Origin of the sequence: Acidithiobacillus concretivorus, assembly GCF_018853445.1 — a bacterium.
GTDB classification, from domain to species: Bacteria; Pseudomonadota; Gammaproteobacteria; order Acidithiobacillales; family Acidithiobacillaceae; genus Acidithiobacillus; species Acidithiobacillus concretivorus.
In genome coordinates this window covers 1-15,640 of the sequence record NZ_JABELD010000018.1, presented here as the reverse complement: position 1 = coordinate 15,640, position 15,640 = coordinate 1, and the positions used below count along the sequence as shown (strand labels likewise).

The following is a 15,640-nucleotide window of genomic DNA, read 5'->3' as shown; positions in this document are numbered from 1 at the left end:
CATCGTGCTCTATCGTGTCACAGCCACCTGCATTGAGGTGGTGAACGTGGTGCATGCCCGCCGTGAGTTTCCGGGTTCAACCAAAAATGAGTAGCCTCATCGTAATGTCGCAAAATTGCCCTGCACCGGCAGGCTATAAACCCAGCAAAATCAGTTCATCCGTCCAGTCTAGGTCGGCGCCCACGAGACAGAATGACGCATTCGTCTGATGGGTAAAACAAGGGCAGATCCGCCGCGTAGCCGGTCGATGAGACTATCGCTGACGAGCGTGTTATTAGCCGAGATGGGGCGGAAGCCATTCACTATGGTGGTCTCAGGCGGTGTTATGGATATGGGGAAATGGCCGGTAAACGCGACACGTAAAAGTCGGGATACTGCTGCACCTGCACTGATATGCTCACGCCGCGCCAGTTCAGGTGCGGCTTCAAGCACATCGTCTTCGATATCCAGTGTAGTACGCATGAGACAATCCTTCGACGAGTTGGGTGCTATGATGTTTTGAGGCTATGTTGTCGCCTCGGAAGTCGTCAATAATAATCATTTTGCGGGCCTTGAAAATCCTTAAAAAAATGATGTGTCCTTCAAAAAACACCTCAGAGCGACACTGGCATCAATATCCCAGTTCAAGGCTTTTACTTTCCCTGGCCTTTTGGCGCTCGGCCGCACGCACTGTCGGCGCGGTTTTATGACGCTCCAAAATGCAGTTTCAGGCATAATAGAAAAGTTATTTCAGGCGAGGGCAGCATTTTGACGGATCGTGCTCAGTCCGTGCAGCGTTGGTTACCCATTTTACTGCTTGTTTTTGCATTGATTTGGATATTGCAGGATTTTTGGTCAGCTTTGGCCTGGTCGGGGGTGCTGTCCGTGGTTTTCTGGCCGTTTGTGGCGCGCATTCCGGGGCGATGGCGACCTTTGGGCGCTTTGTTTTTTGCCCTGACTGCGGCCAGTTTGATTCTTTTGCCGCTGGCCTTTGTGATTTTAGAAATGCTGCGCGGACTGCATTTGCTCGGCCCGTGGGTTTCCCGGGAAGAACTTTCGCACTGGGCTTTACCCGCTTGGATGAGTCAGCATTTGCCGTTCATTTTACTGGATCCGTTGCGACATTTATGGCGCGTTGCTACGGGTTGGCTTGGCGCATTTTTACCCGGAATCAGTGCAAAAAGTGTCCTTTTGGCCCCGCATTTGACGGGATTGCAGGTTCTCGGGGGCTCGGATGCGTTGCTGGCTCATGGGCAAATGGTGCTCAATGTTCTTGGCGGTGCCGAAGATACGGCTTTAAATGCCAGTCTGGCGTTGCTGCTCCTGTTTTTCTTTTTATTGCATGGCGAAACGTTGGCCCAGGGACTGGCAGAACGTGTCACCGGACTGGCTGGTGCTGAAGTGTGGAAGGTGGTTGCCCGTGGCCTTGATATTTTGCGAGGCACTTTCTGGAGCGTCGTAATTACCGGTTTGTTTGAAGCCCTGTTGTTTTGGGCGTTATACGCCGCCTGCGGAGTACCGCATGCATTAATCTGGGGGACGGTATCTGGCGTGTTTTCCGTAATTCCCTTTGGTGCTTCGGCAGTATTTACCGGTGTGACCTTGTGGGTCTGGTTGGCGGCATCTGAACCGCTACTGGCATTGGTGATATTTATTGCCGGTAATATTATCACCACATTGGCAGATAATTTGTTGAAACCGTTACTCATCGGTGGTCGTTCAAGAATGCCGTTCATGCTGATTTTTATGGGGCTCATTGGGGGGCTTTCGGTGCTGGGTATTTTGGGTATTTTTGTGGGCCCGATGCTGATGGGCATGTTGATGGCCTGGTGGCAGGGGTGGAAGAGTGATGACGCAGAGCAATCGAGCTGATACGCAGGACATAAAACCAGTCACTATCAACAACGAAAAAAAATTTCAGCTGGATTGGTCGGCGCGGCTGATGTTTGTCGCTATTTTGTCCTCCATTTTTCTCGCGGCGATGGACCAGACTGTTGTTTCGACAGCCTTGCCGACTATTGCTCGTGATCTGAATGGGTTGGCTAAATTGCCTTGGATTGTCACGGCTTATTTGCTGACCTCCACGGTCTGTTTGCCGGTGTATGGCAAACTCGGTGACTTGCTGGGCCGCAAATATTTGCTGCAATCCGCTGTACTATTATTTCTGGCTGGGTCAGCCCTTTCGGGATTGGCTCAAAATATTGATGAACTCATCCTGTTCCGTGCCTTACAGGGTATTGGTGGTGGCGGTTTACTGGTAACAGCCATTGCCTCTATTTCGGATTTTATTCCGGTAACCCAAAGAGGACGCTATCAGGGGCTGGTCGGTGCGGCTTTTGGTTTGGCAACTTTAATTGGCCCTTTTCTGGGCGGGTTTATTGTGGAAACGTTGAGCTGGCGCTGGATTTTTTATATTAATGTACCCATTGGTATATTTGCCTTGCTGGTTATTGGAACCGCTTTTCCCAAACCTCTACGTACGGCAGAATGGATTATGGATGTCTGGGGGACCATTTTGCTGATTACGGGATTAAGTGCACTGGTGTTATTTGCCAGCGTGGCAGGTCCGATATTGGCCTGGAACTCTCCCGAATTATGGTTAATGCTGGCGCTGGGATTGGGTAGTTTCGCAGGGTTTTTCATCTTTGAAAAACACCATCCTCAACCATTGCTACCACTGTCTTTTTTTAACTTCCGGACGTTTACCCTGAGTGTCATCCTGTCTTTTTTTGTGGGCTTAGCCATGTTGGGTTCCATCAGTTTTTTACCTATTTATCTCCAGGATGTTCGCCATTTTTCACCCACCATGTCGGGACTCGAATTGTTATATCTTTTGGTCGGAATGTTGTCCATGTCCATTATGGCTGGGCGGCGGATCAGCCATAAACAGCGTTATCGGGAGTTTCCCATTATCGGTGCGCTGCTGATCACGGTTTCTTTGGGTTGGCTTTCCAGGCTCGGTGAGCAGACCCCGATGTGGCATATCGACGGTGCTTTGGTGTTGTTGGGCCTTGGTCTTGGCATGACCATGCAGGTATTAGTGTTGTCAGCTCAATTGGCGGTTCCGCATAAAAATCTCGGAGTGGCTACTTCGACGGTTACCTTATTTCGCTCCATGGGCGGAACCTTGGGAGTGGCTGCTTTTGGTGCCGTTTTTTCTGGATTAATGGCCGGTGTGGCGTCATCTGCTGAACACGCTGCCATGATTGTTCAGACCTTGCGTACGGATTTTTTGATAGCCGCCAGTTTTAGTCTGGCTGCATTTGTCGGTGCCTGGTTTCTGGAAGATATGCAAAGTCTTTTGAAAAAACGTCAGGATCGGGAGGCTCTCTCGAATGGAGAGAGCTAATGCTTTAGGTAACCAATATTAACCGACGGAGGCTGTGCTGGCTTGGGGTGCATGTTCCCAAAGTGCGCGCAGCCTTTTTGTGAATCGTCCCTGGGGATAGTTGGCATGTAATATGGCCGCTGTGGTCCGTGCTTGCTGGTTCAAATTCAAATGCAGGTAGGATTTACTTAAATAATACAGCGCTTCTTCACGGGCCGGACTGAGTTGATAATCAGTGATGACCCTGCTGCAGCGATTGGCTGAGGCCACATAAGCATCGCGAATATAATAAAACTTGCAGATATTAAGATTACGCTGGCCGAGAATGTCGATAATTTTGGCAATGTGTAGTCGGGCACTGACTGCGTATGGTGTCTTGGGAAAGGTTTTGGCCAGATAGGTGAAGGTGTTTAATGCTTCATAGTCAGGAGTAGGGGTATATTCCGGACCCTCAATGCCTTCATATTCGGCAAGAGCCTTCAGATAATAAGCATAAACAACATGTGGATTTGCGGGATGCGCCTTGATAAAAGCCGAGGCTGCTGCCGCCGCCGCTTTGGAATCGCCAGACTGGTAATAAGCGTAGGCAGTATCCAGTTGGGACTGCTCAGAATAGGGGCCGTAGGGATATTCTGTCTGCAAATTTTCAAATTGCCGGATGGCTCGATCGTAATCGCCCCGATGCAGAGCTTCCTGGGCCGGTCTGAACATTTGCGCAACAGGTGCCACATGAACATGGGTATGCTCGCGATCGGGTGTGCTGGCGCAACCGGACAAAGACAAGGTCATCAGCACAGAAATAAAAAGAAATGAAGGTAAGGCGGTTTTGTAAGTACGAATGGTAAGCGGCGGCATCTCTGGTTCACTATTATTCAGGATCAACCAGTATGACGCCGACAATCTGCCAGAAGTTCCCCGGCTGCCTTAAATGGGTGCAGGCTCTTGGGCAGAAGCGGTTACCGGAACCATGGATTCAGCGGCATCAATGACGCCACGTTCGGTTTCGAGTACATCTCCCTTGGCGCGTTCCCGTTCTACCAGATTAATCAGACGCGCCACTTGGGCCGGTTTGACGGCCAGATATTCGGCAATGGCCTTCATGTCTTCTTTCAACTGTGCCTGAATGGAATTGATGCCTTCCCGGCGGTTGATGATGTCTTCAATGGCCTCACGGGCCTTGTGATCAAGTTCCAATGTTTTCCTCTGCAAATGGTGGATGGTAGTCGCGCAGCAGTTTAGCACGATCTCATATTTGTGGACGCTGATCTTGGGGCATGCCGGGATTTTGTGCACTGGCCGGTAGATACTGCACTTGCTGGACTGCGACAGTTTCCATGACTGAACTTGGGCCGGGCTGATAGTGCTTATCCTGATGGCCGAGCCAGACACCGATGAATGCCCCAAAGACAATGATTCCCATGGTTTTGGTCCAGAGCTGAAGAGTAGAATGATGCGTAATCATGATAAGCCTCCTTACGGTTACTGTATATAAATACAGTAAACCGAACAAAACGAAAATGCAAGCCTTTCTGATGACGCCAAGCCAACAAAGGCGCGGGCCAAAGTCGCAGCAATGCCTACCGGCCAACAACCGCTTTCCGGATTATCCTAAAAACGGCCGTTGCCGTGGGTGCTTTTTGCTCCGTTGTTCCTCGCCTGTTGTTCTAAGGCTCATCCTGCTGTCAGGAGAGAACTCGCCCTACGGGCTCAAACAGCTCTCCTGACGGGCGCTGGATTTCGCCAAGAACAACAACGGCTCAGAACAAAAGTCGCTGCAAAGCACCCACGGCAACGGCCGTTTTTAGGATAATAATGGACTACAAACTTTTGAAGCAGTCGGTGCTGTGATCATTGACCATGCCGACAGCTTGCATATAGGCATACATGATGGTCGGGCCGACGAAGCGCATACCGCGTTTTTTGAGATCTTTGGATAGGGCATCCGATATTTCGTTACGGGCGGGCACTTCAAGCATACTGCCGGGGTGGTTGACCAGGGGCTGACCATCGACAAATCGCCAGACGTACGCATCAAAAGAACCGAATTCTTTTTGAATGGTGAGAAAAATGCGCGCATTATCCCGTGCTGCATAGACTTTCAGGCGATTGCGGATAATTTCCGGGTTGTTTAGAAGCATTTCCAGCTCTGTGTCCGGCATCCTGGCCACCCCTTCAGGGTCAAAGTGGTGAAAAGCCTGACGATACGCTGCCCGCTTTTTGAGGATAGTGTACCAATTCAGCCCGGCCTGGCTGCCTTCCAGAATGAGCATTTCAAAAAGTTGCCGGTCATCATGGACGGGAACACCCCATTCCAGATCGTGATATTGCACATAATCCGCTTTATCGAGAGGTACCCACGCACAGCGTTGCATGCAAAAATCCGTTCGGTGAGAAACAAACGGCATCGTCTCCCGCCGAACGGTTCGCGTCAAATGCCCTTAATGGGCGGCGATTTGTGCGCTTACTTCCACTTTCTGACCATTGATGTTCAGTACTTGCAACTGGTAAGGACCGGAGCTGGTGTTGATAAAGCCCGTACTGCTGACTGGCAGATGCAGCATGGCTTCTGCACCCAGACCTGCCTTTAGGCCCAGAATTTTATCTGGAGCAAATTGCTGGTAGGCAAAATCATTGTGAATATCCTTGGGATTCAGATGGGAAAGCTGCTTGCCATCCCAGGACTCCACGACTTTGCCATTATAATCCAGCAGGCGGATGGCAATAATATGCGCCGGTACGGAAGCCGTTCCTGCATTAATATACATGTGCACATCCACTCGGCCATCTGGAAGAACCTGCACATCGGTCATTTTGACATGGTGAGCCTTCACGCCGGTAGGATCGCCGTGGAAGGGGGTGATCACTGAGCCACGATAGTAAGAATAGGTGGCGACAATGAAAATGACTGCAATCCAGAACAGGGTCAGGGCCAGCTTTTTGAAAGCGCCGTCAGACAGGGGCAGGGGTAAACTGCCTCCCAGCCAGCGAAACCAGCCTTTCTGGGCCAAAGCCGGATTGCGTTTCATCATCCAGTTATCAATGGAGTATGCACCACCACCAACGAGGAGCAGGGTGATGCCCATGCCAAAGTTGGATGCCGCCATGGTCCATTCATCAATACAGGTAGCACCCTGCCAGCCAAACAACAGCATTAGCGTAAAAGAAAGACCCAGGGTTAAAAAAGCCGCGAGGCGAGTCATAAAGCCGGATAACAACATCAATCCGGAAATCAGCTCTACCGCGCTGAAAATGATGACGCCCGCATAAAGCAGGACAAAATGGTGCAGTAAAAAAGCCACCAGATGATTCAAGCCAAGAATGGCTCCCGGCATGGCGGTTTGAAACTTGTAAGCCATCCAGTGTCCGGCCGGATTGATTTTCTGGGGGCCATAAATAAAGCGACGGGAGCCGCCACCCCAGTAAATCCAGCCCTGGACAAAACGTACGGCGAGCATGCCAATGGCCAGTATGCGCCACGCATGTTGCGTGGCTTGATCGGTTGCTGCAGATTTCATGGTCGTTGCCATTCTGAACCTCTGTTAAGCCTTATTTAAGCCTTGTTGGCGTTGAATTGCGGATTGACGTCCTTGACCGGTACGGCATTGATCCAGTCCCACGAGTTCCCCAGGTACATGGTGCCCCCGACAATGGTGGGATTCACGATGCCAAAGCGACCTCCGACATGATATTCGTGAACCATCTGACCGGTTTTAGGCTGAATGGCATAAATATCCGGTCCGGTAGAAATATAGAGCATATTTTCATAGTACGTCGGTGCACCGCGTCCTGCTCCGGCAGGACCAGGATTGGGTACGTGCCAGGTCCATGCCACTTTACCGGTATGCAGATTCATGGCCTCATAGGTCGAGGTGACAGGAGAACCGACATAAACCATCCCATCATGAATCATGGGAACCCCGCCCTTGAAGGCCGGAATCTTGGGGCCACGTCCCATATTGTTTGTCCACAGAACTTGTCCGGTATTGGCATTAAAAGCCCGAACCAGGGTTTCCATGGTGGGTTTGCCATCCACCATTTTGGGGTTGGCCACGGTGTCCATGACGACAATGCCATTATCCACAACAGGAGAGACATCGCCCATGCCGGTGTTGACGGCACCGGGAATTTCACCCTTCCACAACACCTTGCCGTTATTGATATTCAGTGCATAAAGACCGGGGATGACGGACATGGAGACGTAAACGTGGTTTTTCCAGACTACGGGGCTGGACATGTTGGCTATGCCCCCTACATGGGTTTTCCAGATGGCCTTTCCATCTGTGGAGTGAATCCGGTAAATATTGCCGTCGCCGGTGCTGATGAAAAGCGAGTGGTCCGCATAGGCCGGGGTGGGCATGGCATCACCCTGGGTCTTGAAACTCCAGAGCAGCTTGCCATCCTGACGATCCAGGCAGAAAATCCCGTTGTAACTGATATCCTTGCCGCGCCCGGCCTGCCTGGGATGCTTGGAATACTCCATGACATTGGCAAAATTGAAAGACACACTCCCCGCAGATAGATAGACCTTTTTGCCGACGACCAAAGGATTACCCATGAGGGTATTGGCTACCGGGCTGCTCCGCCAAATCAGCTTGCCAGTTTGGGCATTGACGGCGTAAGCAAACATGTCATCACTTTCTGCATACACGACCCCTTTGACCACCGAAACGCCCAGAGCATTTCCATAAAATTGGGTTTGTACCGGGAGTGCTTCCTTGATGCCATCGACTTTTTCGCCGTAGGGATGGTTATCATTGAGTGGCCAGGCCCGGGCTTCAGGGAAATTCCAGCGGACGCCATCACGAATCCAACGGGGGGCGTTGTGAGCAACAGGGAATCCGGCATTGTGCTGAGGGTTTCCATAGGCGTGGGTCCACTCCGAAGGACCGACCTGATCATTTGCCTGTGGCGCATTTTGCGGTAAATATAGCGTCGCAAAGGGACTTTGGGGGTCCAGGGTATTGTTAATGGGATCCTGGGGAACCTGATTGGTCTGCGCCCAGGCGGTCCCGGAAATCAAGATGCTGACTGCTGACAATATGACTATCTTGCGGAATTTCATCACTTCTCCTCGCGCGTTGAAAATGTGAAACAATCTCGTTGTAAATTCTCTCATGAGGCGTGCTGAATAATTAGAAAATTCTAATTTGTTAATGAATAATTCAGTATCATCATTGAGTTACTGAACCCTAAACCTCTCGATATAAGATATCAATAATATAAATGTAAAAAATTGAAACATGGTTACATAGGATTACACTTGGTATCTTAAAAAGAATGTCAACTATTATATATTTTGTGAATTAAAATAAGTGGTATTATTTTTTTAATAAAAAAGCAGACAAAAAAATGGCATCACCTTCTGTTGAGTAGAAGGTGATGCCATGACCGTTGAACAAGAGGGTCAGTCGATATGTCAGCCTGCTAAGGCGAGCATTAACTGGTTGAGACGAGCCACAAAGCCAGCAGGGTCCTCCAGTTGTCCGCCCTCGGTCAAAATCGCCTGATCCAGTAACAGCGATGACCATTCAGCAAAGCGTGACGCATCTTTTTCGCTTTCAATGCGGGTCAACATTGGATGGGTAGGGTTGATTTCCAGGGTGGGCTTGGTACTGGGCACTTCGTGCCCAGCCTGCTTCAATAATTGCTGCATATACAGGGCCATGTCCCGTTCGCCCAAGACCATGCAAGCAGGAGAACTGGTCAACCGGTGGGAAACCCGTACCGCTTCAACCCGATCACCCAGCGCATTTTTGATGCGCTCCACCAGACCTTCAGCCGTTTTTTCGATTGCTTCCTGAGATTTGCGTTCTTCTTCGGTTTCAATGCTACCCAGATCGAGTGTGCCTTTGGCCACAGAGCTCAGTGCCTTGCCTTCAAATTCATGCAGGTGGCTGGTCAACCACTCATCTACACGGTCGCTGAGCAGTAATACTTCAATACCCTTTTTACGGAGCAGTTCCAGTTGCGGACTATTTTTGGCAGCAATAAAAGTATCCGCAGTAATATAATATATTTTGTCCTGACCTTCGCGCATACGGCCAATATAATCCGCCAGAGAAACATTTTGGGTTTCGGCATCCGTGTGGGTACTGGCGAAACGTAATAATTTCGCGATTTGTTCGCGATTGGCAAAATCTTCACCAGGACCTTCTTTCAGGGCCCGTCCAAATTCATTCCAGAAGTTTTGATATTTTTCGGGTTCTTTTTCGGCCATTTCCTCTAAAAGGCCCAGTACCCGTTTGATGGAACCCGAGCGCATCTGGTCAATGATGCGGTTGCCCTGGAGAATTTCGCGGGAAACATTAAGAGGGAGGTCGCTGGAATCAATGACGCCGCGTACAAAACGCAAATAACGGGGCAGAATCTGATGTTCGGTATCGTCCATGATAAAAACGCGCTGCACGTAAAGCTTGATGCCATGCGTTTGATTGGGTTCCCAAAGATCAAAAGGTGCCTTGCCAGGAATGTAGAGCAGAGAAGTATATTCGAGGCGACCTTCCACCCGGTTATGCACCCAGGCCAGTGGATCAGCATAGTCGTGGCTGACGTACTGATAAAATTCCTTGTATTCCGCATCGCTGATTTCGGACTTGGCGCGTTGCCAAAGTGCAGAGGCTTTATTGACGGTCTCCCAGCTATCGCCGGGCTTACCATCTTCGCCGGCTTTACGCATCAGAATGGGTAGGGGAATATGGTCTGAGTATTTGTTGATAATACCGCGTAAGCGCCAGAGATTGAGTAGGTCCTGGCGTTCATCTTCGCGGATATGCAGCACTATCTCCGTACCACGCTCCGGTAAATCGACGGTTTCGAGGGTGTAGGCACCTGTTCCATCGGACTCCCAGCGCACGCCATGTTCTACTTCCATGCCGGCTCGACGGGTACTCAGCGTTACACGATCGGCGACAATAAAGGCAGAATAAAAACCGACGCCAAATTGACCAATCAGCTTGGCATCTTTACTTTGATCGCCACTCAGTCGCTCAAAAAACTCTTTGGTTCCTGACTTGGCAATGGTTCCAATGTTGGCAATGACTTCGTCGCGGTTCATGCCGATACCATTGTCGCGGATAGTTAAGGTGCCTTGTTCGGCATCAAAATCTACCTCCACTTTCAGTTCGCTGTCTCCCGCAACCAGACTGGGATCCGCCAAGGCTTCAAAACGCAGCTTGTCACAGGCATCAGACGCGTTGGAAATCAGTTCACGCAGAAAAATCTCTTTGTTTGAATACAGAGAATGAATCATCAGATGCATCAGCTGATTGATTTCAGTCTGAAATTGTAGAGTTTCCTTGTTAGTGGTCATTATTTCTCCTTCATGTAGACAATTTGTCTGAGCAGCATCATTTAAATGGACAGACGGGAAGTGGGGCCTGTGTCACCAAGAATCAAGAGTACTCATACACCGTTCTGCCGGGACCATGGATTTTGCGCATTGAGCTTGCCGCCTCGACAGGCATAGGGTCATCCTCTAATATTGATGGAATCTCTCAACATTGTAGGTTGTTTATGTCAGATCCAGTCTTGTTGACGGCTATTGATGGATCACAAAATGCCTTGCTGGCGGCTGCTGTGGCGGCGCGGTTTTCGCGTCTTCTAGGTGCACGTCTCGGGTTGGTGACGTCCCTGCATGTGGCCAATGATCCACTGGGTTTTGGCGGGGGACTATTTTCCCGTGATCTGACAGATCGACTACTGGCAGAAGCCCGCCTTGAGGCGGAGAGTAATCTGCGCGCCGTCGCCGAACGGATCGAAGAACATTGTGATATTGGGTTGCCAGAATATTTTCTGCTGGAAGGGGATCCAGAACAGGAAATTCCGCATTTGGTCCAGAGTCTTCCGGAAACGATCATGGTGGTGGTAGGACAGCGTGGTTTTGGCACAGAAAGTAAACCGCGAGGGTTACCCCATCTTCTTGGGGGACTCGGTGCAAAACTGAGTCTGGCATTGGCGGTTCCGGTATTGCTGGTGCCGCCTGATACGAATATCGACCAATTGTGTTCTGCGGTCTTTTGTCCCGATTCGTCACAGGGAGACCGTTGAGTGGAGTTGTTCCTGCCTATCGCGCATATGGACGTGAATATCTGGCTGATTGTCAGCTTTGGTTTGGCGGTAGGTTTCCTGTCGGGATTAACCGGAGTGGGTGGAGGTATTTTGATTACACCCCTGCTGATTTTTATCGGGGTCCCGCCACTGGTGGCCGTGGGTACCGGAGCGGCCCAGATTGTAGGAGGCTCGGCCATTGGCAGTTATGCACACTGGCGCATGGGTAATGTCGATATGCGCATGGCCTTTGTTCTGTTGGCAGGGAGTTGGACGGGAGGGCTGATCGGCGTACACATTGCCCGGATTCTGGAGGCGGGTGGCCACTTCAGTCTGGTGGTGACTTTTCTCTACGTCATTTTGCTGGGCGTTATTGGCACTTCCATGTTAATTGAATCGCTGCTGGCTTTGCGTGGTCGGCATGGGCAGGCATCCCATAAAAACCGGACAAAAAATCAGTCCATTCTGCAGCGCCTTCCAGGGCAAATGGATTTTCCGGTTTCAGGATTGCGTCTTTCTTTTCTGACCCCGGTTTTACTGGGTTTCGGCGTGGGATTACTTACCGCGCTGATGGGCGTGGGTGGGGGCTTTGTAATGGTGCCCATCATGCTTTATGTATTGAAAATGCCTACCAAGGTGGTGGTAGGCACTTCCTTGTTTCAATTGCTATTTACCACCGCTGAAGTGGGTATTCTGCAGGCGGGAATGAATCATGCCGTAGATCCTTATCTGGCTCTGGCTTTGGTTTTAGGCTCTATTTTCGGCACGCAATTCGGGGCGCGGGCCGGGGCGCATATGAAGGGGGAACAGTTGCGTCTGGTGCTGGCCCTGGTGGTCGTGGGAGTAGCTATCAAAATGGGGTTGGGATTATTCATTACGCCCGAACACATTTTCAGCATGGCACGGGTAGTGTAGATGCTTTATCTGCGACTGATGCTCATGTTGCTGACTATGAGTACTGGCATGCTGGCAGCAGCATCTACGCCCCTGGTGGTGGCTAGCAGTACGGATAAGATAAACGTGACCAGCCACTTTGTCGGGAAAAATCTGCTGGTGTACGGTGCCATCACGGGTCCGGGGCAGGTCATTGTCATACTGCGTTCGCCCGACAGTACTGAAGCCATGCAGCAAAAAACCCGAACCGGACCAATATGGCTGAATGGTGCAAAGGTAACGGTGACCAAGGCTCCGGGCATCTGGCAGCGGCTTTCCTCTGAGCCGGTTAGGCACATTCTGCCTGATGACACCCTGCAGCAATTAGGATTAACCCTGTCTTCGCTGGTAGATAAAGCCCATTTCGCTCCCGAACCCGATCATTTGAATGCCTGGCAAAAAGCCTTTCTGGACGAGAAAATTCGCCACCGCAATTATGTGGTGGAACCCGCAGGGGTCACTCTCAAGCAGGGATTGTTTTCGGCGCAAATCAAGTTGCCCGCGTCATTACCCCTGGGACATTATCAATTACTGACTTATTTGGTCCGACAGCAACAGGTGGTTGCAGTGCGCAAGCAGCAGATTGATGTTCGCCAGGTCGGTTTTCAAGCGTGGATTGCCCGTTTTGCCAGAGAGAACAGCTGGGTCTATGGCATTGTTCTGACGTTTATTCTGGCAGGATTGGGCTTTGCTCTGGGTATCCTCATGCGTCGGCGTTCAGCCTGAGGGATTCAGTTGTCTGCATGTTTTTGCGCCAGAAAAGCCACGCCATCCAGTACCTGATAAAAGTCGTGGGCGAAATAATCCGGCTGAATATCGTTGTAGGATTTTGATCCTTGGTTGGAGTCTATATAAATGGTTTTAAATCCAGCCTGTTGCGCACCATAAATATCCCGAAACATGTCGTTACCCACATAAATGGCCTGATGTGGTGCTACTTCGAGTTGTTCAGCAGCCATCTGAAATAATCGGGAATCAGGCTTGCGATATCCGTAATCACCGGAAATGATGCGAATATCGAAATACTTTTTGATATTTAATGCGCGCATTTCGGGTAGGGCAAAGCAGCGTTGGGCATCGGAAATGAGCGCAAGCTGGTATTGTTCCTGCAAGCTTTTGAGCGTTCTTTTGACCCCTTCATAACGTTCCAGACGGGTTCTGGAAATGCCGCGATGCAGTCGCGCCAGTTCCTTTGCCAGCTTTTCCCTGCCATTCAGAGGCTTGCTGTTTTCCTGAATCAGAATGGTATGCCAGATGGCTTCTACATCAATTTCCGGATAGCGTTCGGTGGATTGGCGTTTGCGTTCTTTCATGACAGCGAAGTAGCGTTCGCGCACTTCCCGACGGTTCATGAATACCCGGTGATAGGTCAGATAATGAGAAATTCCTCGATAAATTTCCTCCATGTCTTCATTGGTTTCTATGTTGATCAGGGTGCCATACAAGTCAAAACAGACAGCGCGAATAGACACGAGACTACCTCCTTAGAACAGAGAGTGCAGCATGAACCAGAATTTGACTGTAACGCCAGTCCAGCCAGGAATTACGGGCGATGCGTAACAAGGTCATGCCCATATAAAAGGGAATTCTCTGAGTGATGGCTGCAAATGCCTTCTGTCGGTCGGGAAAATGAGTGCTGTACTCCCAGAGAAAATGACCGATGTAGGACTCTGCCTGCTCACCATGATGGGTGTTGCGCAGAAAATGATGCTTGATTTCACCGGCAATCATGCCCAGGTCGTAGGCCCGATCAGCGCGCTTCATGCGCTCGAAATCAATGGCAATAATGGTTCGGGGTTGCGCAAACAAAAAATTGGATGGCGTGGCATCCCCATGAATCAGGACCGCCTGATCACTCCACATACAGGAAGACTGCTGCCACTGATCGCGAAATCCATAAACTTCGCGTATTTGTGCCTCGGTAATGCGGTGGCGTCGCTGCAGGCGTGCCACAATTTTATCAAAGTAGGGAAACTGGGTATGAAAGTGAACGGTCTCAGCGCCGGCAGTATGGTTATGTAACTTGGCTAAAAACCAGGCGAGATCAGTGAGACGGGCATAAAGCAAATCTTCATGGTGTTCAGCAAGACTCTGACTCATAACACTCGATAACGATTGACCAGGACAATATTCTTCCACGACCAGACTATTCATCTGACGGGCAATGCCAAAAGCCTGAGGAATATGAAAATGCTTATGATTGAGGCCGATATTGCGCAAATAATGCAGATTTTGCCATTCATTCCAGGCTCTGTCCCAAGCGTTTTGGGGATCTTTACCCGGACGCTGAAAAAATTTCCCAATCACCTTTTGCTGAGAATGGGTTTCTTCATATAGAAAAACCTCATTGGAAGCAGGAAACTGAAATACCCGAAAATTACGGACGTGATCATTGAGCAGTATTTGTGGATAAACATCATCGCGTAAATAGGCAAAAAGCGGATCCTGAGGATTCAGTCGCCCGAGATACTTCATAAAATCTGCTCCATTTTGTCGCCCGCGTTGTTCATGATGGTGGTTCCTGAAGGGCGGGATGCAGCTCTATGTGTTCGATAGTCCAGCCTGGTTCCAGTCTTGCCAGGGTTGGGGCGATGTTGTCCATGATCTGACGACTGAGTTCTTTCTGTACCGTCGGTGAATGTGAAACCTGATTCAAGTCTGGAAAGGCCATGAAGGGATTAGCAATCAGGCTCTCAAAATGATTTTGGGCGTTATGTAGAGGCTGCCAGGGTCCGTGCCCGTGAAGAATGGCAACAGGGTGAATGGTCAATGCTTTTTCAGAACCATCAGCACTGCGCACCATCACCCCGAAAGAACCCAAGTCCAGAGTTTTTTTCATCCGTTTGGGAACATTTGTTTTCTTGGGTACCGGTTTTTCAGGAGTTGGACTGACGGCTTGCGTGGATAACGGAATATTGAGGGCAATGCCAATGACAATGGCTGTGGTGATCAGTGCGATAATGACCACCAGAATCCAGGGTTTTTTCCTGGAAGGGGCAGATTTGCGTGGGGCCAATGTGCATCACTCCTTTGCGGAATACCCGGATGTTCCAGGCCATCAACTGATTTGTATCATGGTCTGAGACCAGAGACCAAACCGGGCAACACGACGCGCAGCCCAAAGTCGCTGCAAAACCCCCAGGTCAACCGTAGTTTTTAGTGTTAAGCCGGTATTTATCGTTTCTTTTGGCCTCATCCATGATCTGCACTGTTGGTATGACATGAAAGGCTATGAACAGTCCTGTGCTGTGCCTGGCTTGGGTAACTGAGAGCCGTTAAACTAATTCTGAACAATAACCGCCAAAAATCACTCAATGCGTGGAGAACCATGATTCCAGAAACTGCCGTTTTGTT

Annotated in this window: 16 protein-coding genes; 5 read left to right on the top strand and 11 right to left on the bottom strand. The window is 50.1% G+C overall.

Going from position 1 to position 15,640, the window contains the following annotated elements; genetic code table 11:
• Positions 1-168: 168 nt before the first annotated feature.
• Positions 169-462 (bottom strand): hypothetical protein, encoded by a 294-nt coding sequence (locus HJG40_RS02880; RefSeq protein WP_215862801.1) that lies wholly within the window; start codon positions 460-462, stop codon positions 169-171.
• Positions 463-747: 285 nt separating this feature from the next.
• Here HJG40_RS02880 and HJG40_RS02875 point away from each other — a divergent pair, with 285 nt between their 5' ends.
• A complete protein-coding gene (locus tag HJG40_RS02875; RefSeq protein WP_215862800.1) occupies positions 748-1,851 on the top strand; it encodes an AI-2E family transporter in 1,104 nt (367 codons plus the stop codon).
• Positions 1,829-3,328, top strand: a complete 1,500-nt coding sequence (locus HJG40_RS02870) for an MDR family MFS transporter (protein ID WP_215862799.1) — start codon at positions 1,829-1,831, stop codon at positions 3,326-3,328. The genes HJG40_RS02875 and HJG40_RS02870 overlap by 23 nt, the downstream gene beginning before the upstream one ends.
• Positions 3,329-3,346: 18 nt before the next feature.
• On the opposite strand, the gene HJG40_RS02865 is transcribed toward HJG40_RS02870, so the two are convergent.
• The 7 genes from HJG40_RS02865 to htpG form a co-directional block, all read right to left on the bottom strand.
• Positions 3,347-4,162 (bottom strand): outer membrane protein assembly factor BamD, encoded by an 816-nt coding sequence (locus HJG40_RS02865; RefSeq protein ID WP_215862798.1) that lies wholly within the window; start codon positions 4,160-4,162, stop codon positions 3,347-3,349.
• Between the two features lie 69 nt (positions 4,163-4,231).
• Entirely contained in the window at positions 4,232-4,501 is a 270-nt protein-coding gene (locus HJG40_RS02860; RefSeq protein ID WP_010638546.1) for a hypothetical protein, read from the bottom strand.
• A 52-nt stretch (positions 4,502-4,553) separates the two neighbouring features.
• On the bottom strand, positions 4,554-4,769 hold the full coding sequence (locus HJG40_RS02855; RefSeq protein ID WP_215862797.1) for a hypothetical protein: 216 nt from the start codon (positions 4,767-4,769) through the stop codon (positions 4,554-4,556).
• Positions 4,770-5,124: 355 nt separating this feature from the next.
• On the bottom strand, positions 5,125-5,679 hold the full coding sequence (locus HJG40_RS02850; RefSeq protein WP_215862796.1) for a DNA-3-methyladenine glycosylase I: 555 nt from the start codon (positions 5,677-5,679) through the stop codon (positions 5,125-5,127).
• Between the two features lie 66 nt (positions 5,680-5,745).
• Positions 5,746-6,822 carry a TQO small subunit DoxD gene (locus HJG40_RS02845; protein WP_226856944.1) on the bottom strand — a complete coding sequence of 359 codons (1,077 nt, stop codon included), beginning with the start codon at positions 6,820-6,822 and terminating at the stop codon, positions 5,746-5,748.
• Positions 6,823-6,857: 35 nt separating this feature from the next.
• Entirely contained in the window at positions 6,858-8,369 is a 1,512-nt protein-coding gene (locus HJG40_RS02840; RefSeq protein WP_215862794.1) for a BamB-related PQQ repeat family beta-propellar protein, read from the bottom strand.
• Between the two features lie 354 nt (positions 8,370-8,723).
• A complete protein-coding gene (gene htpG, locus HJG40_RS02835; protein ID WP_215862793.1) occupies positions 8,724-10,616 on the bottom strand; it encodes a molecular chaperone HtpG in 1,893 nt (630 codons plus the stop codon).
• Between the two features lie 203 nt (positions 10,617-10,819).
• Here htpG and HJG40_RS02830 point away from each other — a divergent pair, with 203 nt between their 5' ends.
• The 3 genes from HJG40_RS02830 to HJG40_RS02820 are packed head-to-tail and all read left to right on the top strand — an operon-like array spanning position 10,820 to position 13,012.
• Positions 10,820-11,353: a universal stress protein gene (locus HJG40_RS02830; RefSeq protein ID WP_215862792.1), complete on the top strand. Its 534-nt coding sequence runs from the start codon at positions 10,820-10,822 to the stop codon at positions 11,351-11,353.
• The gene (locus HJG40_RS02825; RefSeq protein WP_215862791.1) at positions 11,354-12,268 is read left to right on the top strand and encodes a sulfite exporter TauE/SafE family protein; all 915 of its coding nucleotides are present in this window, start codon (positions 11,354-11,356) and stop codon (positions 12,266-12,268) included. It abuts the gene before it with no gap.
• The gene (locus tag HJG40_RS02820; RefSeq protein ID WP_215862790.1) at positions 12,269-13,012 is read left to right on the top strand and encodes a TIGR02186 family protein; all 744 of its coding nucleotides are present in this window, start codon (positions 12,269-12,271) and stop codon (positions 13,010-13,012) included. It begins immediately after the preceding gene.
• 5 nt (positions 13,013-13,017) lie between these two features.
• Here the strand turns inward: HJG40_RS02820 and HJG40_RS02815 are convergent, their stop codons facing one another.
• From HJG40_RS02815 to HJG40_RS02805, 3 genes are read right to left on the bottom strand one after another with little or no spacing between them, the layout of a single operon-like run.
• On the bottom strand, positions 13,018-13,758 hold the full coding sequence (locus HJG40_RS02815; protein WP_215862789.1) for an HAD family hydrolase: 741 nt from the start codon (positions 13,756-13,758) through the stop codon (positions 13,018-13,020).
• Positions 13,759-13,762: 4 nt separating this feature from the next.
• The gene (locus HJG40_RS02810) at positions 13,763-14,761 is read right to left on the bottom strand and encodes an aminoglycoside phosphotransferase family protein (protein WP_215862788.1); all 999 of its coding nucleotides are present in this window, start codon (positions 14,759-14,761) and stop codon (positions 13,763-13,765) included.
• Between the two features lie 31 nt (positions 14,762-14,792).
• On the bottom strand, positions 14,793-15,302 hold the full coding sequence (locus HJG40_RS02805) for a hypothetical protein (RefSeq protein ID WP_215862787.1): 510 nt from the start codon (positions 15,300-15,302) through the stop codon (positions 14,793-14,795).
• Positions 15,303-15,640 lie beyond the last annotated feature (338 nt).